We start from the raw sequence: 23622 nt of genomic DNA on the forward strand, positions 1-23622 counted from the left end.
GAGTTCCCCGCCATCAGCTACTAACCACAAAGCAGGCCCTGTCCCTCGTTGAGGAGGTACAGGGCCTGCTTTGTGAGCTGCAGTGGCTGTTATCTGTTGTGCCTGCCAACTGCCGTGGCCGTTTAACTGCGGTGGCTGGCCGGCGGGTCAGGCCGCGCGGCTGACCGTCGCCTCGGCCAGCTTTCGGAGCGCCGTCTTGGGCAGTTCGTCCAGCGGCAGAAGGTCCAAAGCGGCATAGGCTGCCCGTCCGAACTCCTCGATGAGGGTTTCGGTGGCCTGCAACGCGCCGCACTCCATGATGATGCGGCGGATTTCGTCCACATCGGCCTCGTCCAGCTGGGGGCTGCCCAGCTTCGCATCGATGAAGGCCGACTCGGCCGGGCTGGCCAGGTCAAGGGCAAAGGCGATCAGGACCGTGCGCTTGCCTTCACGCAGATCATCCCCGGCGGGTTTGCCGGTGGTCACCGGATCGCCGAAAACGCCCAGCACATCGTCACGGAGCTGGAAGGCCTCGCCGAGGGGGAGTGCGAAGGCTGAATAGCCCCGCAGCAGCTCGTCGTGCGCGCCGGCCAGGGCGCCGCCCAACGCCAGCGGGTGTTCCGTCGAGTACTTGGCGGACTTGAACCGGATGATGGACTGGGCCCGGCTGACGGCTCCTGCCCGGTCCCGCCGGGGGCCGGCAACTTCCTCGAGGATGTCCAGGTACTGTCCCGCCATGACCTCGGCCCGCATGAGGTTGAAGATCAGCCGTGCCCGGCTCCCCGACGCGGCACTGTCCCCGATTTCGGTGAAGGACTCCTCGCTGAACGACAGGCAGAGGTCGCCGGTCAGGATGGCGGCAGCGTGGCCGAACCGTTCACTGTCCAGGGCCCAGCCCTGCGTCTCGTGCAGTTCACTGAAGCGCCGGTGCACACTGGGGCCGCCCCGGCGCGTGTCAGAGCGGTCAATGATGTCATCGTGGATCAAGGCGGCGGCCTGGAAGAGCTCCAGGGCCGAGCCGGCTGTCACCACTTCGCTGGCTCCGGCCTCACCGCCGGCGCCGCGCCAGCCCCAGTAGCACATCAGAGCCCGCAGGCGTTTCCCGCCGGTGACCAGGTTGGAGATGGATCCCATCAGCGGATCGATGTCAGGGGAGATCGAGGACATCACCGCCTGGCGGCTGGTCAGGAAGTCGGTGAGCTTGCCGGCGACGTCGGCAACATAGGCCGCCTGCTCAATCCGCAGCTGCTCCGCGAGGGTCACTTGACTGACTCGGGGGCGACGTTCGCGCCGATGGTGAACGTGGAAACGCCGGCGGTTTCCAGCACCGAGATGTTGACCGTTTCGCTGTCGCCGCGGAGGAAGTCCTTCGAGGGGACGGCGCCCACGGTTTCGCCGGGAACGGCTTTAAAGCCCTGCGCCTCGAGTTCCTTGGTGTAGTAGGCGAGCACCTCGGCGGACGGCGCGGAGATGCTGCCCACCAGCGCCACGGTGGCGGGCGCCGTGGTCTTGTCGAAGCTGCTGGAGACCACCTTCGCCCCGGGCATCACGGGCAGGAGCGTCTCCGGGAACCCGGGGACCATGGCACCGACGGTGGCCGACGTGCCGGGTTCGGCGGAGGGGCTGGCCGGCGCGGTAGTGGAGGGCTGGGCCGGGGACGGCGCTGCAGCCGTCGAGGAGTCCGAGGAAGCGGCGTCGGGCGTGCCGGGTGCGCACGCGGCCAGGGCAAACAGCGTGCCCGCCGCCATAACCGCTGCCGCAGCACGTTTGTGCTGTCCAAATACCTTCACAGGGACATTCCTCCTGGTGTTGACGCCGGATGCAGCCTCCAGTTTAGTCAGTCCCGGGGCATAGGATTGAAGTCGTGCGGCCGGACCAGGATAAACAACAGCGGGAGCTCGCTCCCGGGCACGCGGCGGGGCGGCTCAGCGAAGCGCAGGTAAGCGACCTTCGGCGGAGCAGCATCATGCACGTCGACATGGATGCCTTCTTTGTCTCCGTCGAACTGCGCAGCCGTCCGGAACTCGTGGGAAAGCCCGTCATTGTGGGCTACCCGGCCGACCGTTCCGTGGTGCTGTCCGCCTCCTACGAGGCCCGGCGCTTCGGCGTCCGGTCCGCCATGCCGATGGCGGTGGCCATGCGGATGTGCCCCTCGGCAGTAGTCATTGAGCCCCGGCACAAGCTGTACTACGAGGTGTCCGGGCAGATCATGGAAATCTTCGGTGCAACCACCGATCTCGTGGAGCCCCTCAGTGTGGATGAGGCGTTCCTCGACGTCGGGGGAGCGATCCGGCGGCTTGGCCCGCCCCGGGTCATCGGCGAACTCATCCGCACCCAGGTCCGCAGTGAACTGGGCATCACGGCGTCCGTGGGCATCGCCGCCAGCAAGTTCGTGGCGAAGATCGCCTCCACCCGGTGCAAGCCGAACGGGCTGCTTCTCATCAGTCCGGAGGAGACGGTCCCCTACCTGCACAGCCTCCCGGTCAGTGCACTGTGGGGCGTCGGCGCCAAAACAGTAGAGGTCCTGGCCCGGATGGGCATCCGCACCGTCGCGGACGTCGCGGCGTCCCCGCTGCCGTCCCTCCGGAAAGTGCTCGGTGCCTCCGGGGAACACGTCTACCGCCTGTCGTGGGGGATCGACCCCCGCCCGGTGACGCCCGTCCGGCTCGAAAAGAGCATCGGCGCGGAGGAGACCTTCGCAGTGGACACGGCGGACGAGGCGCTGCTGCACCGGGAACTGCTGCGGCTCTCGCACCGGACAGCGTCGCGGCTCCGCAGCGCCGGGATGCACGCCCGTACCGTGGCCCTCAAGCTCCGCTATGCAGACTTCTCAACCGTGACCCGCAGCCGCACGGTCAGCACTCCCATCGACAGCGCCCAGCTGCTTTATGCGGTCGCCGTCCAACTGCTGGAGTCGCTGGGCAGCCGGCCCATGACGGTCCGGCTCGTCGGCATCCGGGCCGAACAGCTTGAGGAGGCGGCCCAGGCGCCCCTCCAGTTGAGCCTTGACCGCCGGGATGACAACTGGCGCGCCGCCGAGCAGGCGCTCGATCAGGTGACCCGGAAATTCGGCACCAAATCGGTGCTGCCGGCCCGGCTTCTGGACCCCGGGAACACGGCGGGCTGACCCGCGGCCTGGACGCCGCCCCGCAGGCGAAGTCAAGGGGACGTTCGGCATCTTTCAGAACAGGGCGTAACAAACTATCCTTATTTATACGTAAGTTTGGAACGACCGGATCGAGCGTTCGGACTCATGCAGGACCAGCTGATCACCCCGCAAGGGGGCGTGGAAATCCGGCTTCGACCAATGGCGGCGAACGGGAACCACGCGGGAATCCCGCACGTTGTGGGTTTAGGGACACTGGCCGCGTCAGTCTGGACGTTGGCCGACTTAAGGAGGTCGTGGTGCCGCTCTCGGAGCACGAACAGAAGTTGCTGGAGCAACTTGAGAAGCAGCTGCATGAGGACGATCCCAAGTTCGCCAGCTCGATGGGCTCGGACGCGGGACGTTCATGGTCAACCCGCCATTTGGTGATCGGCGTTCTGACCACACTGGCCGGCGTCGTCCTCCTGCTCCTGGGCGTGACGATCCAGAACATTTTCGTTGGGGTGCTTGGCTTCGTCGTCATGGGGGCGGGGGTCTACTATGCCACCATGCGGGGCTCCGCCGCCGGGAAAGCCAAGAACGCCGGCACCTCGAGGAAGCCGGGCAAGCCCAGAAGCTCATTCATGAGCAATCTGGAAGAACGCTGGGACGAACGGCACCGCGGCGAACCCTGACCTGCGGCCGGGGCACCCCCGGCCCCCTGTTTGGAAATACCTGGACCTTGAACTCTGTTCTGATCCCTGATCCTCCATTCCCCACCACCGGGACACACCAGGTGGCACAAAAGACCCGCTCCGGCGGGTCTTTTGCCGTTAAGCGGCTGGTCCGCCGCCGGTTGCCGGCCAACCGCCTGCCGGTAGCCGCGCCGGATCCTCCCCGTTCCCTCCACTTCGCACCACGGCGCCTGTTCCCCTGCAACACCAAGGATCGGGGCGGCAGGAAGTCCCACAAATAGACGCGGAAACGCTCGGCGTGTCGTTGACTGTGGAGGGATGTGGAGTAATGTGGAGGACGTAAGAGGGTAGTGGCAGCACAGGGGACGTTGGACTTCCTACGAACAGACGGGCGGTGAGCCGTGTTTCTCGGCACACATTCGCCGCGTCTTGACGAAAAAGGTCGAATCATCCTTCCCGCCAAGTTCCGCGAGGAACTTGCCGGCGGCCTGGTTCTCACAAGGGGCCAGGAACGTTGCATCTACGTCTTCAGTGAGGCGGAATTCGGCCGTGTTCACGAGCAAATGCGGGAGGCTCCCATCTCCAACAAACAGGCTCGCGACTACATCCGCGTCTTCCTCTCTGGGGCCTCCGACGAGGTACCTGACAAGCAGGGGCGCGTGACGATTCCGCCGGCGCTCCGGGAGTACGCAGGGCTCGGCCGGGAACTCGCCGTCATCGGTGCAGGAACCCGTGCGGAGATCTGGGACGCCCAGGCCTGGAACGAATACCTCGCCGAAAAGGAGACGGCCTTCTCGGAGACCGACGACGCCATACCGGGGATTCTCTGAATCCCCGTCCGCACCACGCAGTACCGCACGATTCTTGACCGAGATCTCCAGCCGCCCACCGGTTGTTGTCCTGGCTCACTTCCCCGGAGCCAGGCCTGCGACGGGTAGGCGCGGATGGGGATCTGGATCAAGAAGCGGGCATCCCCGCCGGCAACGGCACCCCAGGACCCAGCCGGACAACGAGAGGACGCAGGCATGACTGACCCTGACCAGGCGAAGCCCACGTCCGAACGGCATGTACCGGTCCTCAGGGACCGGTGCATCAATTTGTTGGCCCCCGGATTCGAAGTGGCCCGCAGCCGCGGCGAGACCCCCGTGGTCATCGACGCCACCCTGGGCATGGGGGGCCACTCCGAGGCAATGCTGCAGCGCTTCCCGGACCTCCACCTGATCGGCATTGACCGCGACGAGGAAGCCCTGGCCCTGGCGGGGGAGCGGCTCAAGCCGTTCGCCGCGCGAACCGACCTGGTGCACGCCGTGTACGACGAGATTCCCGAGGTCCTGGACGACCTCGGCTTCGCTGAGGTCCATGGGGTCCTGATGGACCTCGGGGTCTCCTCGCTGCAGCTGGATGAACGGGAACGCGGCTTCGCGTACTCCTTCGACGCCCCGCTGGACATGCGCATGGACACGAGCCGCGGCCAGACCGCCGCCGACGTCGTCAACACCTACAGCGAAGAGGACCTGGTCCGGATCATCCGGAAGTGGGGCGAGGAAAAGTTCGCCGGGCGCATCGCCAACCGGATCGTCGCAGCCCGCGCCGAGAAGCCGTTCGCCACGACCGGGGAGCTGGTGGAGCAGATCCGCCGTGTGGTCCCCGCGGGTGCCGCAAAGTCCGGCGGGCATCCCGCCAAGCGGACCTTCCAGGCCCTCCGGATCGAGGTCAACGAAGAACTCGACGTCCTGGAACGCGCCATCCCCGCCGCCATCAACGCCATCGCCGTCGGCGGCCGCGTGGTGGTGATGTCCTACCACTCACTCGAAGACAAGATCGTCAAGGGCTTCTTCCAGGCCGGGTCCAAGTCCTCCGCCCCCCTGGGCTTCCCGGTGGAGCTCGAGGAGCACAAGGCCGAACTGAAAACCCTGACGAAGGGCACGGAAGTGCCCACCGCCGCCGAAATCGCCGAGAATCCACGCGCAGCTTCCGCCAGACTACGCGCAGTGGAACGCATCAAAGCCAGGAGGGCCGCATGAGCACCGCTGCTGTCAGCAGTTTCCCCATTGCCACCGGGGCGACTGCCCACGCCCTGCCCGGGGCCACCCCCGGCACGGGCCCCTCCCGGAAAACGCGCACTCCGCTCTCGCTGGTCCAGTCGGCCCCGCGGAAGCGGCGCGCCCCGTTCGTTGTGCTCTGCTTCGGCATCCTCGCGGTCGCCCTCATGGCTGTACTGGTCCTCAACATCTCGGTTTCCACCGCGCAGTACCAGCTGGTGCAGCTGCGGGCCGAGCACTCCACCCTGACGAAGCAGAACCAGGACCTCACCCAGCAGGTGCAGAATTTCGACGCCCCGCAGAACCTCGCGGCGAAAGCCACCGAGCTGGGCATGGTTACCTCCACCACCAAGGGCCAGATTGACCTGTCCACCCTGACTGTCACCGGCAAGGCCAAGCCTGCGGTCAAGGGTGACGCCCCGGGCGCCATCATCGCCGCCCCGGCCGTTGCCGGGCAGCTCACGGTCGTTCCGCCGGCCACCGTCAACGAGCCCCTCGCCAACCGCAAGCCGGCCGACACCGCCGGGCCGGCAAGTGGAGCCGCCGCACCGGCAGCTGCCGCCGCTGCGGAACCCGCCGACGCCGTGCCCGCCCCGGCCGCGCCCGCGGCACCCGCCGTCGAACTCCACGGCGGCTCCGTCCCGGCCCCCGCGCAAAAAGTCCCGGGACAGTAAGCAGGACGGACCACCAGCCAGGCAAGCAGCAAGGAAACATCGTGGCGCAGAACACCGGCAAGGCACGCAAGGCGAAAGAGCCGAACGCGACCCGGCGTCTGCGCCTCGGCCTTGGACTCATGCTGACGCTTCTGCTCGTCGTCGGCGGAAAGCTGTTCCTCGTCCAGGGCCTCGACGTCGGCGGGATGGCCGAGGCCGCCCTGCAGAACAGGCTCACCCCGATCGAACTGCCGGCAGAACGCGGCAGCATCCTCGACGCCAACGGCGCCGTACTGGCCAGCAGCGTCATCCGCTACAACGTGGTGGTCGACCAGCGGGTCAACACCAAGACCGACACGTTCCGCCGTTTCGACGAGAGCACGGAGGAACTGGTCCAGGTCACCCGGGACCAGGGCATCTCCGAGCTCGCCCCGCTGCTCGGCATGGAACCGGCCGAGGTCAAGAAGGCCCTCACCGGGGACAAGCCCTACTACATCGTGGCGAAGGACCTGAAGCCCGACGTCGAGGACCGCATCTCCAAGCTGCAGATTCCGGGCATCGTCACGGTGGGCACCAGCAAGCGGGTGTACCCCAACGGCTCGGTGGCCGGCGGGATTGTCGGGTTCCTGGTCGACGGCACCACCGGCCAGGCCGGACTCGAGCAGACCCAGGACGAAATCCTCAAGGGAACCCCGGGCAAACGGCTGTTCGAAATCGGGGCCGACGGCCTCCGCATCCCGGTCGGCGTGGACCAGCTGACGCCCGCCGTCAACGGCAAGGACATCAAGCTCACCCTGAACTCCGACCTCCAGTACTTCGCCCAGCAGGCCATCCAGAGCCAGCGGGACAAACTCAGCGCCGAGTGGGGCGTGGTCATTGTCCAGGACATCAAGACCGGCGACATCGTCGCCATGGCGGACACCAACTCCCCGGACCCCAACGATCCCGGCAAGTCCGACGCCAAGGACCGCGGCGTGCGCGCCGTGACCGCAGCGTATGAACCCGGCTCCGTGGAGAAGATGATCACGGCCGCGGCCCTGATCGAAGAAGGCAAGTCGCACCCGCTGGAGAAGTTCACCATCCCGTCGTCGTACACGGTGGACGGGCAGACGTTCAACGACGCCTTCGCGCACGGGACAGAGGACCGGACCCTGGCCGGCATCCTCGGCTGGTCGATGAACACCGGCACGGTGATGGCCGGCCAGCGGCTCACCAAGGAGCAGCGCTACAACTGGCTGCGGAAGTTCGGCATCGGCGAGGCGCCCGACGTCGGCCTGCCGGCCCAGGCCAAGGGCATTCTCACCCCGTACGACCAATGGGACGGCCGGCAGGAGTACACCGTGCTGTTCGGCCAGGGCGTCTCGCAGTCCACCCTGCAGACCGTCCGGGCCTTCCAAAGCATCGGCAACAACGGCGTGATGCTCCAGCCCCGGCTGATCGACAGCTACATCAACCCCGACGGCACGGAGGAGAAGGTCCCGGCGAAGGAGCCCCGCGAGATCGTTTCCCCGGAAACCGCCCGCCAGGTCCGGGACATCCTCGAGAGCGCCGTCACGGAAGGCCAGATCAAGGAAGCCGGGCTCGACGGCTACCGGGTGGGAGCGAAGACCGGTACGTCACAGTCGCCCTGCGACGACGGCACTGCCGGGTTCTGCGGCTTTACCGCCTCGATGGTGGGGATGGCGCCGATGGACGATCCGCGGTTTATTGTTGAAGTGGTCCTGCAACGGCCCAAAGGCGATATCTACGGAATCTCGAACGGGCCGGTTTTCCGGTCGGTGATGAGCCAGGCGCTGCGGACGTACAACGTTCCGCCGTCCACCGGTGAGCCCGTCCGGCTGCCGCAGTACGCCAAGTAGCACCAGCGCCAGAACCACCCAGCACCAGCCCGTCCACCCAGAACCCTGTACCCGGAAGCTGAGCCTGCCGGCCGGAGCACTCCTCCGCGCGCGGCGCCAGATCCACCAGCACCACCAACGGAGATCCACGTGTCAGATCAGAATGCCCCCGGCAGTCCAGCCGCGCCGTCCGGGACCGGATCCACCCCGGGCTTCCGGCCCGCTGCTGTCGAGGCCGTGCCGCTCGCAACCATCGGCGAGTCGATCGGCGTCGTGGTGCCCGGCGCCTCCGGCTCCGTGACCGTCACCGGAATCTCCCTCAACTCCCGCACCGTGCAGGCCGGGGACCTGTACGTCGCCCTGCCCGGCGCGGCCCGCCACGGCGCGGACTTTGTCCCGCAGGCCGTGGAGGCCGGCGCGTCCGCCGTGCTGACCGACGAGGCCGGGGCACGCCTGCTGGCGTTCTCCCACGATATTGCGGTCCCGGTACTGGTGGCCGGGGAGCCCCGCAGCCTGGTGGGCGGGCTGTCCGCGCTCATCTACCGGAGCCGGCCCCAGGACGCCCCGGCGCCTGCCCTGTACGGGGTCACCGGCACCAACGGCAAGACCACCACCACCTACTTCATCAACGCCCTGCTGCAGGCCCTGGGGCAGACGACGGGGCTGATCGGCACCATCGAGATCCTGGCCGGCGGTGCGCCGATCCCGAGCCTCCTCACCACGCCGGAATCGACGGACGTCCACGCCCTGCTGGCCCTGATGCGCGAACGCGGCCTCGACGCCGCGTCCATGGAGGTCTCCTCGCACGCCATCTCGTTCCACCGTGTGGACGGGGTCGAGTTCGACGTCGCCGGCTTCACCAACCTGACGCAGGACCACCTGGACCTGCACGGGAGCATGGACGAGTATTTCCAGACCAAGGCGCAGCTCTTTACCCCCGGACGGGCCCGCCGTGCCGTTGTGACGGTCGACGACGACTGGGGCGTCAGGCTCGCCGCCGCAGCCGGCATCCCGGTCACCACGCTGGCCACTCACGGCACCGGCGGGACGGCTGCAGCGGCTGACTGGACGGTCACCGGCACGGCCGCGCGCGGGCTCGGCACGGACTTCACCCTCCGCCACCGCGACGGCACCGAACTCCGCGCCCACACCGGGCTGCCCGGCAGCTTCAACGTGGCCAACGCAGCGCTGGCCACCGTCATGGTGCTCGCCGCAGGCCACGATCCCGCCGCCGTCCAGACCGCCCTCGACGCGCGGGATCCCTTCACGGTCGCCGTCCCGGGCCGCATGCAGCTCGTGGCCACCGCCCCCGCGGCCGTGGTCGATTTCGCCCACAACCCGGACGCCCTGGCCCGGGCCCTCGAAGCGGTCCGGTCGCCGGAGGCAGGATCCCGGGTGATCATCGTCTTTGGCGCCACCGGGCAGCGGGACCAGCTCAAGCGGCCCGCGATGGGCGCGATCGCTGCACGCCTCGCTGACACCGTCATCGTCAGCGACGACGACCCGCACGACGAGGACGCCGCGGCCATCCGCGCGGACGTGATGGCCGGCGCGGTTGAGGCCCGTGAGCGTGAGCACCTGGCCTGCAGCATCCTCGAGGTCTTCCCCCGCGACGCGGCCATCCGGAAAGCCGTGGAACTCGCCGGCCCGGCAGACACCATCCTGGTCGCGGGCCGGGGGCACGAAGTTTGGCAGGAGGTCAAGGGCGTCAATCTCGCCCTTGACGACAGGGTGGAGCTCCGCTCTGCCTTGACAGCTCGGGGATTCACCGTTCTCGAAGACCAGCGGATAGAGTCCTAAACCGACATGATTGCATTTACCGCGGCGGAAATCGCCGATATAACCAACGGCCGGCTGGCCGCCGAACCGGGGATCATCCCCGGTTCCGTGGTGACCGACTCCCGGGAAGCGACCCCGGGATCCCTCTACGTCGCCAAGCCGGGGGAGACGGCCGACGGCCATGACTTCGTCGCGGCAGCCTTCGACCGCGGAGCCGTGCTGGCACTTGTCGAACACGACGTCGCCGACGCCGCAGGGCACAACTATCCCGCCGTCGTCGTCCAGGACTCCGTCCTGGCGATGGGCGCCCTCGCCGCGGAAACCGTCCGGCGCATCCGCGCGGCCCGGGAAGCCGACGGCCAGCCGTTGACGGTGATCGGCATCACCGGGTCCGCCGGCAAGACCACCACCAAGGACCTGCTGGCCGGCATCCTCGCGGCGGAGGGCCCGACGGTCGCGCCGCAGGGGTCCTACAACGGCGAAGTCGGCGTGCCGCTGACCGTCTTCAAGGCCGACGCCCACACCCGCTACCTCGTCATCGAGATGGGCGCCACGGGCGTGGGACACATCAGTTACCTTGCGGACATGGTCCGGCCGGACATCGGCGTGGTCCTGTGCGTCGGCACGGCCCACGCCGGCGAATTCGGCGGCGTCGAGAACATTGCCCTGGCCAAGGGCGAACTCGTCGAGGCGCTCCCGGCCACCGGCACCGCCGTCCTCAACCTCGACGACGCCCGGGTCGCCGCCATGGCCGGGCGCACCCGGGCCACCGTGCTCGGCTGCACGGCGCAGAGCGCGGGGGACGCGCAGGTCCGCGCCGGGCAGGTCGGACTGACCCCCGGCGGCAGCCCCGAATTCGACCTCTTCCTGCCCGGCGACCCCAACGGGCATCACGTCTCAGCCAAGCTGATCGGCGCCCACCACATCACCAACCTGCTGGCAGCGGCGGGTGCGGCCCACGCCGCCGGCGTCCCCGCCGGCCGCATCGCCGAGTCCCTCAGCGCCCAGGCGGCGGCCAGCCGATGGCGGATGGAACGCACCGAGCGGGCCGACGGCGTCACCATCATCAACGACGCGTACAACGCCAACCCGGAGTCCATGCGGGCCGCGCTGCGGACCCTCGCCGACCTTGGCAGGGGCCGCCGGACCTGGGCCGTGCTCGGAGCCATGCTCGAACTGGGCGAGGACTCCATCCGCGAACACATGGCGGTCGGCACCCAGGTGGTCCGGCTCAACATCTCCCGGCTGGTGGTTGTGGGCAGGGAGGCGCGTTCGCTCTACGTCTCCGCCGTCAACGAGGGGTCCTGGGGCAACGAATGCGTGTTCGCCGAGACCGTGGAGGATGCCTACGACCTGCTGCAGGCAGAGCTGCAGCCCGGGGACCTGGTGCTGTTCAAGTCTTCCAACGGCATCGGCCTGCGCCATCTGGGCGATCGGATAGCATTACCCCCACAGGCCCCCGGCCGGACCGCCACTGAAGGGAGTGCGCTGCTGTGATTGCACTGCTGATGGGCGCGGGCCTTGCCCTGCTGTTCGCCTTCCTGGGCACCCCCCTCTTTATCCGTTTTCTGGTCCGGAAGGGCTACGGCCAGTTCATCCGGGACGACGGACCCACCACGCACCACACCAAACGCGGCACCCCCACCATGGGAGGCACCGTCGTCGTCCTGGCTGTGCTCGCGAGCTACGGCCTCACGCACCTGGTCATGTGGATGATCAATCCATCCTCGCCGGGCCCGTCCGCCTCGGCCCTGCTGCTGCTGTTCCTGATGGTCGGCATGGGGCTCGTCGGCTTCCTGGATGATTTCATCAAGATCTCCCGGCAGCGGAGCCTCGGCCTGAACGCCAAGGCAAAGCTGATCCTGCAGGCCGCGGTGGGCATCATCTTCGCGGTCCTGGCCCTGCAGTTCCCGGACGAAAACCAGGTGACGCCCGCCTCCTACCAGATCTCCCTGGTGCGCGACATCCCGTGGCTGAACCTCGCCTTCGCGGGTACCCTCCTCGGTGCCATCCTCTTCGTGCTGTGGTCGAACCTGATCATCACCGCCGCCACCAACGGCGTGAACCTCACCGACGGCCTCGACGGCCTCGCCGCGGGCGCCTCGATCATGGTCTTCGGCGCCTACACCCTGATGGGCATCTGGCAGTCCAACCAGTCCTGCGGTTCGCCGCGGCAGGCCGGCGCCGGCTGCTACACCGTCCGTGACCCGCTGGACCTGGCCCTGCTCGCCGCCATCCTCAGCGCGGCGCTGGTCGGCTTCCTGTGGTGGAACACCTCGCCGGCCAAGATCTTCATGGGCGACACCGGGTCCCTCGCCATCGGCGGTGCCGTCGCCGGCTTCGCGATCCTGTCCCGCACCGAACTGCTGCTGGCCTTCATCGGCGGACTCTTCGTCCTGATCACCCTCTCGGTGATCATCCAGGTCGGCTACTTCAAGCTCACCAAGGGCAAACGCTTCTTCAAGATGGCCCCGCTCCAGCACCACTTCGAACTCAAGGGCTGGGCCGAGGTCACGGTCGTGGTCCGCTTCTGGATCCTCTGCGGCCTCTTCGTCGCCGCCGGACTGGGCATCTTCTACGCCGAATGGGTGGTACTCCTGTGACTGGTCCGATTCCCGCGCCCCTCACCACCTCACCCCGGCTCCGCGACCTGACCACGTGGGATTCCGACTGGGCCGGGCTCCGCGTGGTGGTCACCGGCATCGGGGTCTCCGGCTTCGCCGCCGCGGACACGCTGATCGAACTCGGCGCCCGGGTGGTCGTCGTGGACGCGGCCACGGGTTCCAGGGCGCAGGCCCAGGCGGACACCCTGCGGATCGTCGGGGCCGCTGACGTCCTGCTGGGCGAGGACGCCGTGGAAACCGTTCCCACGGTCGACGGCGGAAAGCCCGACCTGATCGTCACGTCCCCGGGCTGGCGTCCGGACCAGTCCCTGCTGGCCGGCGCGGCCAGGGCCCACATTCCCATCTGGGGCGATGTCGAACTTGCCTGGCGGGTCCGGCGGCGGGCAGGACGCAAGACCGCCGACTGGCTCACCATCACCGGGACCAACGGAAAAACCACCACCGTGGGGCTGACCGAATCGATGCTGCAGGCGGCGGGGCTCAAAGCCATCGCGGTCGGCAACGTCGGCACTCCGATCCTCGACGCCCTGCGGGACCCGGTGGACTACGACGTCTTCGCCGTCGAGCTCTCCAGCTTCCAGCTGCACTGGAGCGACTCCGTCTCCCCGGTGGCGAGCGTCTGCCTCAACGTCGCCGAGGACCATGTCGACTGGCACGGCTCCTACGCGTCCTACCTCGCGGACAAGGCCAAGGTCTACGAACGCACCCAGAAAGCCTGCATCTACAACGCGGAGCAGATCGAAACCGAACGCATGGTCGAGGAAGCCGACGTCGTCGAGGGCTGCCGCGCGGTGGCCTTCACCACGCTCACGCCCGCCGTCAGCATGCTCGGCGTCGTGGAGGGGCTGCTGGTGGACCGTGCCTTTATCGCCGAGCGCAAGGACAGTGCCGCCGAACTGGCGTCCGTTTCCGACCTCGGCCCGGTGGCTCCGCGCCACATGGTGGCCAACGCCTTGGCTGCGGCGGCCCTGGTCCGGGCCTACGGCGTCGAGCCGGCCGACGTCCGGAAGGGCCTCCTGAACCACCTGCCGGGGGACCACCGCATCCAGCTGGTCGCCCGGCATAACGGCGTCCTCTGGGTCAACGACTCCAAAGCCACCAACCCGCATGCGGCCGCAGCGTCCCTCTCCGCCTTCGAGAACGTCGTGTGGATCGCCGGCGGCCTGTCCAAGGGCGTCAACTACGACGCCCTCGTCCAGGACCATGCGCAACGCCTGAAGGCCGTGGTGCTGATCGGCGCGGACTCCGGGGACCTGCGGGCCGCACTGCAGCGACACGCGCCCGATGTCCCCGTGATCGGGGAAGGTAAAGGCGAAACTGGACAGGTACAGACTGCCGGGACGGCCGACGCCGGCGCAGGACCCTCACCGATTTTCGGAGAGACTGTGATGGCCCAGGCCGTTGCCGCGGCGGCGCAGCTAGCCGCCTCCGGGGACACTGTGCTCCTGGCCCCGGCGGCTGCATCCATGGACCAGTTCTCTTCCTACGCTCACCGTGGCGACGCCTTCATCGAAGCGGTCCGCGAGCTCGTGGAAGGGCAGGCTTCGACCAGCAAGGAGTAACAATGGTCAGCACGCCCACACGTACCGCCGCGTCCACAGGCCCGGCACGGGCACGATCAGGGTCGTCAACGCCGTCAGGCAAAACACCTCCGGTGAAAACGGCGTCGGGCAAACCGCCGTCGAGCAAAACACAGTCCCCGGCAGCCCGCGGCCCGCAGGCTGCCGGCCGCAAGGTCCGGAGCTGGTACCGGGGCTTCTGGTCCGCCCTCGAGGGGACGGGCAAGTCCCGCAACGGCTCCACCTACTACCTGATCCTGGGTTCCACGCTTGCCCTGACGGCGATCGGCATCATGATGGTGCTCTCTGCCTCCAGCGTCGAGGCCATCGCCGCCGGCGAATCGCCGTACACGGCCGCCCTGAAGCAGGGGTTGTTCGCCGGGATCGGCCTGTTCGGCATGTTCCTGCTCTCGCGGGTCAACGTGGTGTGGCTCAAGCGCGGCGCCTGGGTCGCGATCATCGCCGCGTTCGTCCTGCTGGTGCTGGTGCTGCTGGTCGGCCGCAGCGCCCTCGGCAACCAGAACTGGATCGACGTCGGACCCTTCACGTTCCAGCCGTCCGAAGCGGCCAAGCTTGCGCTTGCCCTGTGGATGGCCACGGTCCTGGACCGGAAGGCCAGGCTGCTGTCCCACACCTGGCACGCCCTGGTTCCCGTGGTGCTCCCGGGCGCCGCCGGCGTGATCGGGCTCATCCTGATGGGCAACGACCTCGGCACCGCCATGATCGTCATGATGATCACGGCGGCCGCCCTGTTCTTCGCCGGCGTACGGCTGTACCTGTTCGGGATCGCCGGCATTGTCCTCGCGGCGGGCACAGCCGTCCTGGCCATCACCAGCCCCAACCGCGTCTGCCGCATCCTGTCCTGGACCGGCCAGACGTGTGCCGACGGCTCCGATTTGAACTACCAGTCCACCAACGGCCTGTACGGCCTGGCCTCGGGCGGATGGTTCGGCGTCGGCCTGGGCCAGAGCCGGCAGAAGTACAGCTGGATTCCGGAAGCCCACAACGACTTCATCTTCGCCATCATCGGCGAGGAGCTCGGGCTCGTTGGCACGTTCGTGGTGCTGGTGCTGTTCGCCATCCTGGGCACCGCCATCTACCGGGTGGTGGTGGCCCAGAAGGACATGTTCCACCGTGTCCTCGCCGGCACCATCATGGTCTGGCTGCTGGGCCAGGCCACCGTCAACATGGCGGTGGTCACGGGCCTCGCCCCCGTGGTGGGAATCCCGCTGCCGTTCATTTCCTACGGCGGCTCCGCCCTGCTGATGTCGCTGTGCGCGATCGGCGTGGTCCTTTCGCTGGCTCGGGCCCAGATGGCACCCGGACTCCAGCCGAAGCGGCTGTTCAGGTTCGGCCCGGCCGGACTGGCGGCATCCCTGCGGAAGCGGAACCGGGCCCGTTCCGCAGCAGGGAACCCGGCCGGGAGCGTCGGCAAGACCAGCAGCCAGACAGCCGGCAAGGCCGGAACCAGCAGGACCAACAGCCAGACAGCCGGAACCAGCAAGGCTGCAGCGGGTACTGCCGGAACCAGCAAGGCCGCAGCCAGTCCGGCGGCCCCCGGAACATCGGCTCCCCGCAAGCCCGGAACCAGAACACCCGCCCCCAGCAATCCCGCACGAAAGCGCAGATAGCCCTCCATGAACACCGAGTCGTCCTTGTCCGTCGTCCTTGCCGGCGGCGGAACAGCCGGGCACATCAGCCCCCTCCTGGCCATCGCCAACGCCGTCCGGGAGGCCCGCCCCGGAGTGCGTCTGCTGGCCGTGGGAACCCCGGGAGGCATGGAAGCGCGGCTGGTCCCGGCCGCCGGGGTTGACCTTGCCACCATCAGCCGGGTTCCTTTTCCGCGGCGCCCTTCCATTGACCTGCTCCGGTTGCCCGGGCGCCTGGCCGGTGCGGTGAAGCAAGCCGGCGTGATCCTTGACGACGCCCATGCCGACGTCCTGGTCGGCGTCGGCGGCTACGTGTGCACGCCGATGTATCTCGCCGCCCGGCGCCGCAAGATCCCGATTGTCATCCACGAGGCGAACACCCGCCCGGGGCTGGCGAACCGGGTGGGGGCACTCCTCGGCGGACGGGTGGCCGTGGCCTTCGCGGCCACCAGGCTGGGCGACTCCCGCCACGTCGGAATGCCGATGCGCAAGGAAATCTCCGGCCTGGACCGGGCCGCCGCACGGTCCGCCGCGCGGGCTGCCCTTGGACTGGATCCGGACCGCCCTGCCCTCATAGTGACCGGCGGATCCTCCGGCGCCCAGAGCATCAACCGCACCATCGCCGCGTCCGTTGGCCTCCTCGCGGAGGCCGGCATCCAGACGCTGCACATCACCGGACGCGGCAAAGCCGTCCACGACGCCGACGGCAAGCCGCTCACCGCCCCCGGCTACCAGCAGCGCGAGTACGTCGACGGCATGGAAACCGTGTACGCCGCCGCCGATCTGCTGCTGGCCCGTTCCGGCGCCGCGACGGTCTGCGAGGTGGCCGCCGTCGGCCTTCCCGCCGTCTTCGTGCCGCTCCCCATCGGCAACGGCGAACAGGCGCTCAACGCCGCCGGACTCGTCGACGCCGGTGCCGCCCTGCTCGTGGAGGACCGCATGTTCTCCCCGGACTGGGTCCGGGCGAATATCATCCCCTTGCTGCAGGACCCAGGCCGGCTCGCCCGCATGGCGGCCAGCGCCGAACACCTCGGCATCCGCGACGCCGACCGGCGGATGGCCGATCTTGTCCTTGGGGCGGCGGCCTCCGACGGGGCACGGCCGGCGCCGGCCGGAACACCCCACAAGGCAGGAAGCGGTAGAGGAATGACCCGGACCGAACAACAGCACACTCCCGCCGCAGGGCCCACCGCAGAAGCCCTGGGCCGGGTGCATTTCATCGGCATCGGCGGCGTCGGCATGTCCGCCGTGGCCCGAATCATGGTGGCCCGCGGCCTGCCGGTCAGCGGCTCCGACGCCAAAGACCTGCCGGTCATGGCAGACCTGGCCGCGGCCGGGGCCCGGATCTGTGTCGGCTATGACGCGGCACACCTCGGCGACGCGCAGACCGTGGTGGCCGGCTCCGCCATCCGCCCCGACAACCCGGAACTGGCCGCGGCACGGGCTGCCGGGCTGCCGGTGCTCCACCGCTCCGAGGCCCTCGCCGCCGTGATGGCCGAAGACACTGCGGTGACCGTGGCCGGCACGCACGGCAAGTCCACCACCACGTCCATGATCGCTGTCCTCCTGCAGGGCGCCGGCCTGGACCCGTCGTTCGCCATCGGCGCCAATGTTCCCGCGCTGGGCGTCAACGCCGCCAGCGGCAGCTCACCGGTCTTCGTCGCCGAAGCCGACGAGTCCGACGGCTCCTTCCTGAACTACCGGCCGAAGATCGCCGTGGTGACCAACGTGGAACCGGACCACCTCGACTTCTACGGCACCGCCGAGGCCGTGTACGCGTCCTTCGACCGGTTTACGGAGCTGCTCCCGGCCGACGGCGTGCTGGTGGCCTGCGCGGACGATCCCGGGGCCAAGGCGCTGGCCCAGCGGACGCAGGAGCGGGGCGCCACACGTGTTGTGCTCTACGGCACCGGTGCGGACGCCGAGTTCGTGCTGCACGACGGCGGGCCGGGGGACGTCTCGATCTCCACGCCCGCGGGCCGCTTCCCCCTCGACCTCCACGTCCCAGGCCGGCACAACGCCCTCAACGCGGCGGCGGCGTTCGCCGTCGCCCTGGAGCTGGGGGTCGAACCGGCCCTGGCCGCCGGCGCCCTGGCCAATTTCACCGGGGCCTCCCGGCGCTTCGAATTCAAAGGCGAGGGCCGCGGCGTCCGCGTCTACGACGACTACGCCCACCACCCCACGGAAGTGCGCGCCGCCCTCTCCGCGGCACGGACCGTGGCCGGCGGGCACAAGCTGCACGTGCTTTTCCAGCCGCACCTGTTTTCCCGGACCCGGGAATTCGCCGAAGAGTTCGCCGCTGCACTCAACACCGCCGACACGGCGCTGGTGCTGGACATCTATCCTGCCCGCGAGGACCCCATCCCCGGGGTCACCAGCGGGCTGATCGCCGCGCACCTCGGCGCCGGCGGCCGCCTGGTCGGGGAAGGGGCGGACGCCGTGCAGTCCATCGTGTCCGCGGCCGGACCGGGGGACATTGTGCTCACGGTGGGCGCCGGCGACGTCACGGCCTACGGGCCCCTGATCGTCGCCGCACTGAACGGTGCATCACTCGATGAAGGGTCCGCCGGTGCCTAGTACCCGCCGCCCCAGCTACACGCCCGGCGCGCGCCGCCCGTTGCCCCCGCCGGGAAACCAGCTGACGGGAAGCCCCGCTCCGGGAAGCCCCGCTCCCGGGAACCAGCAGGCCGGGAATACGCCGTCCGACGTCATCACGGCGTCCAAGGACAGCGGTTCCCGGGTACCGGCGGCCGGGCCAGCCGCCGGTACCCGCGACAATGTGCTGTCCTTCCCCGAACCGAAGGCCAAGCGCCGCAAGCGCATCCTCCAGGGCACCGTCGGCGCCCTGGTGGCGGTGGTCGCCGCACTCATCGCCGCAGCCGTGTACTCGCCGGTCCTCGCGGTGCAGACCGTCACCGTGGAGGGGACGAAGCTCCTGACCCAGGAACAGGTCCAGCAGGCCCTGGCGCCGCTGCAGGGCAAACCCCTGCCGCAGATCGGCGATGGCGACGTGGCAGCCCTCCTGCAGCCCCTGGTCCAGGTCAGGGACGTCACCACGCAGGCCCGGCCGCCGTCGACCCTTGCGGTCAAGGTGACTGAGCGCGTGCCGGTGGCCCTGGTCAAGCAGGGGGAGGCGCACCAGCTGGTCGACGTCGACGGCGTCAAGCTCAGCGACAACGCCGACCCGGCCTCGACCCAGCTGCCGGTCATCGACGGCGGCGGCGGCACCCTGCCCAAGGACCTGTTCCATGCCATCACCGGGGTGCTGGGGGCACTGCCGGCCGACGTGCTCGCCCGGCTCTCCAACGCCTCGGCGAAATCGGTGGATGCCGTGGAGCTTAAGCTCGTTGATGGGCAGACGATCGTCTGGGGGAATGCGGGGGAGAAGGAGCTCAAAGCCAAGGTCCTGGAGGCGCTGCTGAAGGCTCCCGCGGACCCAAAGAACCCGGTCCGGATCTACGACGTGAGTGTCCCGCGGCACCCCGTCACCCGGTAGCGGCGGCGGCTTGCCCAGGCATCCAGCCGTGCGAAACATCGGCTATTTTCGCGGTATTACCGCGACACGCGCACTCGGTTATTGAATGTCATCACACAAGGAAATAGCGTCACAGCATGAGTTACTTGACATAACTATAACCTTCAAGTCGAAGGTTAAGGTTCAAAGCTTCAAGCCCGACTCCATCAGTTTTCGCATTAGTACACGAACAAGGGACACGTAACGTGGCAGCTCCGCAGAATTACTTGGCCGTCATCAAGGTCGTCGGCATCGGCGGCGGTGGCGTGAACGCAGTCAACCGCATGATTGAGGTGGGACTCCGCGGCGTTGAATTCATCGCCATCAACACCGACGCACAGGCGCTGCTGATGAGCGATGCCGACGTCAAGCTCGACGTCGGGCGCGAGCTGACCCGCGGCCTGGGAGCCGGTGCGAATCCTGAGGTGGGCCGCCAGGCCGCCGAGGACCACGCTGACGAAATCGAAGAGGTCATCCGCGGCGCCGACATGGTCTTCGTCACCGCTGGCGAGGGCGGCGGCACGGGTACCGGCGGCGCCCCCGTCGTTGCGCGCATCGCCCGCTCCCTGGGAGCGCTCACCATCGGCGTCGTCACCCGCCCGTTCACCTTCGAGGGCCGCCGCCGCGCCGGTTCCGCCGAGGCCGGCATCGACGCCCTGCGCGATGAAGTCGACACGCTCATCGTCATCCCGAACGACAGGCTCCTGTCCATCAGCGACCGCAACGTCTCCGTACTGGACGCGTTCCGCTCCGCCGATCAGGTCCTGCTGTCCGGCGTCCAGGGCATCACCGACCTGATCACCACCCCGGGCCTGATCAACCTCGACTTCGCCGACGTCAAGTCCGTTATGCAGGGCGCAGGGTCGGCCCTGATGGGCATCGGCTCGGCCCGCGGCGAGGACCGTGCCGTGAAGGCCGCGGAGCTGGCCATCGCCTCCCCGCTGCTGGAAGCGTCGATTGACGGCGCCCACGGCGTCCTGCTGTCCATCCAGGGCGGCTCGGACCTCGGGCTCTTCGAGATCAACGAGGCCGCGCGCCTGGTCCAGGAAGTCGCCCACCCCGAGGCCAACATCATCTTTGGTGCAGTCATCGACGACGCCCTCGGCGACGAGGCCCGCGTCACTGTCATCGCTGCCGGCTTCGACGACGTCAAGGCCACGTCCCCGTCCATGGACCAGTCCCTCCCGCAGGCGGCACCGCAGCGCCCCGCAGCGCCGGCGGCGGCCCCTGCCCCGGCCCAGGCGCCGTCCTCGGCCCAGGTCCAGCCCCTGCACGCAACGGTCGGTGCCTCCGGCTATGGCGGATGGGGCCAGCAGCGCCCGTCGGCCGTCCCGGCTGACTCCGGATTCGACGTCGACCTGCCCACGGTTGTGGAGCCGGACCTGTCCGGCCGCCACTCCGACGACCTGGACGTCCCCGACTTCCTCAAGTAGGCCCGAAAAGCACCATGGCACTGCCGGATGGCAGTGCCATGGTGCTTTCTCGTACGATTTAAGTTCTGCAAACAAGTCCGGCAACGATGTGGTGGGGTTATAAGTGTTTTCGTGGCGGGCGGAAGTCCGGCCCGGCGTCTGGGTGGCCTTCACCGACGCCGCGGCCGGAAACCTGGCGCTCCATGTCGGCGACGACCCGGTGGCGGTGCGGCACCGGCGGGCCGGCATCGAAGCGGACCTGGGGCTCGGCGGCAGGCCCTTCCGGTACATGAACCAGGTCCACGGCAACGAGGTGGCCGGCGTTGGCGCGGCCGCTGTTGCCGGGGGCGGCACGGACGTCCCCACCGCCGACGCCATGGTCTCCCTGGGCGAGCCCCTCGCCGTCATGGTGGCCGACTGTGTTCCCGTGGTGCTGGTCGGGGACCGGGCCGGGGATGAAGCCCCGGTCCTGGCGGTGGCCCACGCCGGACGCCCCGGCGTCGCATCCGGTGTGGTTCCGGCAGCCGTGGCACGGATGCGTGAACTGGGCGCCACCGGCCTGAGCGCCTGGATCGGCCCGTCGGTCTGCGGGCAATGTTACGAGGTCCCCGGCGCCATGCGCGACGACGTGGCCGCCCGCGTGCCCGCGGCCTGGTGCACCACCTCCCGCGGCACCCCCGGACTGGACCTGCCCGCGGCCGTCCGCAGCCAGCTGCAGGACGCCGGGGTGCGGATTGAATACACCGGGGGCTGCACGCTGGAGGACCCCCGGCTCTTCTCGTACCGCCGGGACCCGGGCACCGGGCGCTTCGCCGGGCTGGTGTGGACAGCGGCTCAGCCAGGCCGCGCCGGACGGCCGGACGGAGCCACCAGTGCCTGAGGAGCAGCCCGCCGGCGCACGGCCGGACCCCCGGCTGGACCAGCTCCGGGACGCCCTTGCCGCGGTCCGGGCGCGCATTGACCGTGCCGCCGGCGCCGCGGGCCGGCAGGAACGTCCGCCCCGGCTGATTGTGGTCACCAAGTTCCACCCCGCCGAGGACGTCCGGCGGCTCGCCGCACTCGGCGTCACCGACGTGGGGGAGAACCGGGACCAGGAAGCCGCGGCGAAGGCCGCCGCGCTCCCCGGGCTGGATCTCCGCTGGCACTTCATTGGCCAGCTCCAGAGCAACAAAGCGAAATCCGTGGTGAAGTACGCCCACGCCGTGCACTCCGTGGACCGCCCGCAGCTGGCCGCTGCGCTGGAGAAGGCCATGGCCGCCGAGCAGGAGCGCACCGGACGCCCGCCGCTGGACTGTTTCATCCAGGTAAACCTAAACGACGCTGACGACGGCGCCGCCGGCCACCGGGGCGGCGCCGCACCGGACGCCATCCCCGGACTGGCGGACCAGCTGGCCGGTTCCGCTGGGCTCCGCCTGGCCGGGCTGATGGCCGTGGCGCCCCTGGGCGCGGATCCCGCCCCCGCCTTCGAGAAACTCGCCGGCCTGTCGGCCCGGCTGACCGCCGTCCATCCCGGCGCCACGGGCATTTCCGCGGGCATGAGCCAGGACCTGGAACAGGCCATCCGGTTCGGGGCGACACACCTTCGTGTTGGTTCCGATATTCTCGGTCCGCGTCCGGCGTTGGGGTAGGTTCAACGTATTGGAAGGTAATGGCGGGGATTCCAAGGCTGTGAAGGCATTGATCGGCCCGCCCACGGACACGATTAGGAGTCGACCATGGCCGGCGCTCTGCGCAAGACAATGATCTATCTTGGGCTCGCCGACGGCGACGAACACTATGAGTCCGAGCACCAAACATCGCACAAGGATGAGGACGATCCCATGGAGCATGACCGCGAGGAGCGCCGTGCACCGGCGCCTGTCCGCGAGGCCCCCAAGGAAGAGCCCTCCGCCGCTGAAGAGGAATACCGCGCACCTGTGACACCCATCAAGCGAGCGGCATCGAGCCGCGACGAGCAGACCGGACTCCGCCAGATCACCACGATCCACCCGCGGTCCTACAACGATGCCAAGCTCATCGGCGAAAGCTTCCGTGACGGCATCCCCGTCATCATGAATGTCACCGACATGGGCGAGGCAGACGCCAAGCGCCTGGTCGACTTCTCCGCCGGGCTGGTCTTCGGACTGCGCGGCAGCATCGAGCGCGTAACGAACAAGGTCTTCCTGCTCTCGCCGTCGTACGTCGAAGTCATTGGCGATGACAAGAAGGCCAGCGAGACAACGGCGAGCTTCTTCAACCAGAGCTAGGCCGGGATTTTTTGCGTGATGCCAGGCAGGGACACCCTGCCTGGCATCACTGCTGAATTATCCGTGTTGAAATAGAGGCGTAACCATCAAGAGGACACTGCGGTATCCGGAATGAACATGGAGATATGAGTTAACTCATGGGAATTGTTTTCGGACTCGTCTATATCGCCCTGCTGTTGTTCCTGGTTGCCCTCATCATCCGCCTGGTCTTCGACTGGGTGCAGATGTTCGCACGGAGCTGGCGGCCGCGCGGTGTGGCGCTGGTCACCGCCCACACCGTGTATTCGGTCACAGACAAGCCCGTCAACCTGCTGCGGCGGCTCATTCCGCCGCTGCGGCTGGGGGGCATGTCGCTGGACCTCGGCTTCCTGCTCTTGTTCGTGGCAGTAACGATCGCCATGGCAGTCGCCAAGTTCATGGTGTTCTCCCAGCCGATCACGGCGTAACGAGGCAGCGGACCGGGTCCGCCGCCGCACAGAAAGAAACTCCGGTTTGACACTGCGGTGTTGAATTAGAGGAACCAGACCATATTTAGGTACCGTAGTTT

The 23622-nt window shown here is 68.5% G+C and carries 19 protein-coding genes and 2 pseudogenes; 19 read left to right on the forward strand and 2 right to left on the reverse strand.

Annotated features, from left to right (window positions below):
* Window positions 1-147 precede the first annotated feature (147 nt).
* On the reverse strand, window positions 148-1242 hold the full coding sequence (locus ACTWQD_RS13690; RefSeq protein ID WP_443196671.1) for a polyprenyl synthetase family protein: 1095 nt from the start codon (window positions 1240-1242) through the stop codon (window positions 148-150).
* Window positions 1239-1769: a hypothetical protein gene (locus ACTWQD_RS13695; protein ID WP_443196672.1), complete on the reverse strand. Its 531-nt coding sequence runs from the start codon at window positions 1767-1769 to the stop codon at window positions 1239-1241. Before ACTWQD_RS13695 ends, ACTWQD_RS13690 begins: the two co-directional genes overlap by 4 nt.
* Window positions 1770-1945: 176 nt before the next feature.
* Between ACTWQD_RS13695 and dinB the strand changes: the two genes are divergently transcribed.
* From dinB to ACTWQD_RS13790, 19 genes and pseudogenes are all read left to right on the forward strand, one after another.
* A complete protein-coding gene (dinB, locus tag ACTWQD_RS13700; protein WP_066436447.1) occupies window positions 1946-3106 on the forward strand; it encodes a DNA polymerase IV in 1161 nt (386 codons plus the stop codon).
* Between the two features lie 278 nt (window positions 3107-3384).
* Window positions 3385-3759: a DUF3040 domain-containing protein gene (locus tag ACTWQD_RS13705; RefSeq protein ID WP_443196673.1), complete on the forward strand. Its 375-nt coding sequence runs from the start codon at window positions 3385-3387 to the stop codon at window positions 3757-3759.
* 401 nt (window positions 3760-4160) lie between these two features.
* Window positions 4161-4589 carry a division/cell wall cluster transcriptional repressor MraZ gene (gene mraZ, locus ACTWQD_RS13710; protein ID WP_056431195.1) on the forward strand — a complete coding sequence of 143 codons (429 nt, stop codon included), beginning with the start codon at window positions 4161-4163 and terminating at the stop codon, window positions 4587-4589.
* A 195-nt stretch (window positions 4590-4784) separates the two neighbouring features.
* Window positions 4785-5783, forward strand: a complete 999-nt coding sequence (gene rsmH / locus ACTWQD_RS13715) for a 16S rRNA (cytosine(1402)-N(4))-methyltransferase RsmH (protein ID WP_443196674.1) — start codon at window positions 4785-4787, stop codon at window positions 5781-5783.
* A complete protein-coding gene (locus ACTWQD_RS13720) occupies window positions 5780-6475 on the forward strand; it encodes a hypothetical protein (protein ID WP_443196675.1) in 696 nt (231 codons plus the stop codon). The genes rsmH and ACTWQD_RS13720 overlap by 4 nt, the downstream gene beginning before the upstream one ends.
* A 41-nt stretch (window positions 6476-6516) precedes the next feature.
* Window positions 6517-8313, forward strand: coding sequence for a peptidoglycan D,D-transpeptidase FtsI family protein (locus ACTWQD_RS13725; protein ID WP_443196676.1), 1797 nt, complete (start codon window positions 6517-6519; stop codon window positions 8311-8313).
* Window positions 8314-8442: 129 nt separating this feature from the next.
* Window positions 8443-10092: a UDP-N-acetylmuramoyl-L-alanyl-D-glutamate--2,6-diaminopimelate ligase gene (locus tag ACTWQD_RS13730; protein WP_443196677.1), complete on the forward strand. Its 1650-nt coding sequence runs from the start codon at window positions 8443-8445 to the stop codon at window positions 10090-10092.
* A gap of 6 nt (window positions 10093-10098) precedes the next feature.
* Window positions 10099-11568, forward strand: coding sequence for a UDP-N-acetylmuramoyl-tripeptide--D-alanyl-D-alanine ligase (locus ACTWQD_RS13735; RefSeq protein ID WP_443196678.1), 1470 nt, complete (start codon window positions 10099-10101; stop codon window positions 11566-11568).
* Window positions 11565-12674 (forward strand): phospho-N-acetylmuramoyl-pentapeptide-transferase, encoded by a 1110-nt coding sequence (mraY, locus tag ACTWQD_RS13740; protein WP_443196679.1) that lies wholly within the window; start codon window positions 11565-11567, stop codon window positions 12672-12674. Before ACTWQD_RS13735 ends, mraY begins: the two co-directional genes overlap by 4 nt.
* Window positions 12656-14257, forward strand: coding sequence for a UDP-N-acetylmuramoyl-L-alanine--D-glutamate ligase (murD, locus tag ACTWQD_RS13745; RefSeq protein ID WP_443196680.1), 1602 nt, complete (start codon window positions 12656-12658; stop codon window positions 14255-14257). The genes mraY and murD overlap by 19 nt, the downstream gene beginning before the upstream one ends.
* A gap of 2 nt (window positions 14258-14259) precedes the next feature.
* Window positions 14260-15645, forward strand: a pseudogene (ftsW, locus tag ACTWQD_RS13750) (putative lipid II flippase FtsW); the annotation flags it as partial.
* A gap of 246 nt (window positions 15646-15891) precedes the next feature.
* A pseudogene (gene murG / locus ACTWQD_RS13755) lies at window positions 15892-16992 on the forward strand (undecaprenyldiphospho-muramoylpentapeptide beta-N-acetylglucosaminyltransferase); the annotation flags it as partial.
* Between the two features lie 57 nt (window positions 16993-17049).
* The gene (gene murC / locus ACTWQD_RS13760) at window positions 17050-18480 is read left to right on the forward strand and encodes a UDP-N-acetylmuramate--L-alanine ligase (protein ID WP_443196778.1); all 1431 of its coding nucleotides are present in this window, start codon (window positions 17050-17052) and stop codon (window positions 18478-18480) included.
* On the forward strand, window positions 18473-19399 hold the full coding sequence (locus ACTWQD_RS13765) for a cell division protein FtsQ/DivIB (protein WP_443196681.1): 927 nt from the start codon (window positions 18473-18475) through the stop codon (window positions 19397-19399). The genes murC and ACTWQD_RS13765 overlap by 8 nt, the downstream gene beginning before the upstream one ends.
* Window positions 19400-19623: 224 nt before the next feature.
* Window positions 19624-20850 carry a cell division protein FtsZ gene (gene ftsZ / locus ACTWQD_RS13770; protein WP_443196682.1) on the forward strand — a complete coding sequence of 409 codons (1227 nt, stop codon included), beginning with the start codon at window positions 19624-19626 and terminating at the stop codon, window positions 20848-20850.
* Window positions 20851-20953: 103 nt separating this feature from the next.
* On the forward strand, window positions 20954-21709 hold the full coding sequence (locus ACTWQD_RS13775) for a polyphenol oxidase family protein (RefSeq protein ID WP_443196683.1): 756 nt from the start codon (window positions 20954-20956) through the stop codon (window positions 21707-21709).
* Window positions 21702-22457 (forward strand): YggS family pyridoxal phosphate-dependent enzyme, encoded by a 756-nt coding sequence (locus ACTWQD_RS13780; protein WP_443196684.1) that lies wholly within the window; start codon window positions 21702-21704, stop codon window positions 22455-22457. The genes ACTWQD_RS13775 and ACTWQD_RS13780 overlap by 8 nt, the downstream gene beginning before the upstream one ends.
* Window positions 22458-22544: 87 nt before the next feature.
* Window positions 22545-23075: a cell division protein SepF gene (locus tag ACTWQD_RS13785; protein WP_443196685.1), complete on the forward strand. Its 531-nt coding sequence runs from the start codon at window positions 22545-22547 to the stop codon at window positions 23073-23075.
* A gap of 137 nt (window positions 23076-23212) precedes the next feature.
* Complete coding sequence (locus ACTWQD_RS13790) at window positions 23213-23521, forward strand: YggT family protein (RefSeq protein WP_443196686.1); 309 nt, start codon at window positions 23213-23215, stop codon at window positions 23519-23521.
* Window positions 23522-23622: the final 101 nt, after the last annotated feature.

It is taken from the genome of Pseudarthrobacter sp. 1C304 (assembly GCF_052245515.1).
Classification (GTDB): Bacteria; Actinomycetota; Actinomycetes; order Actinomycetales; family Micrococcaceae; genus Arthrobacter.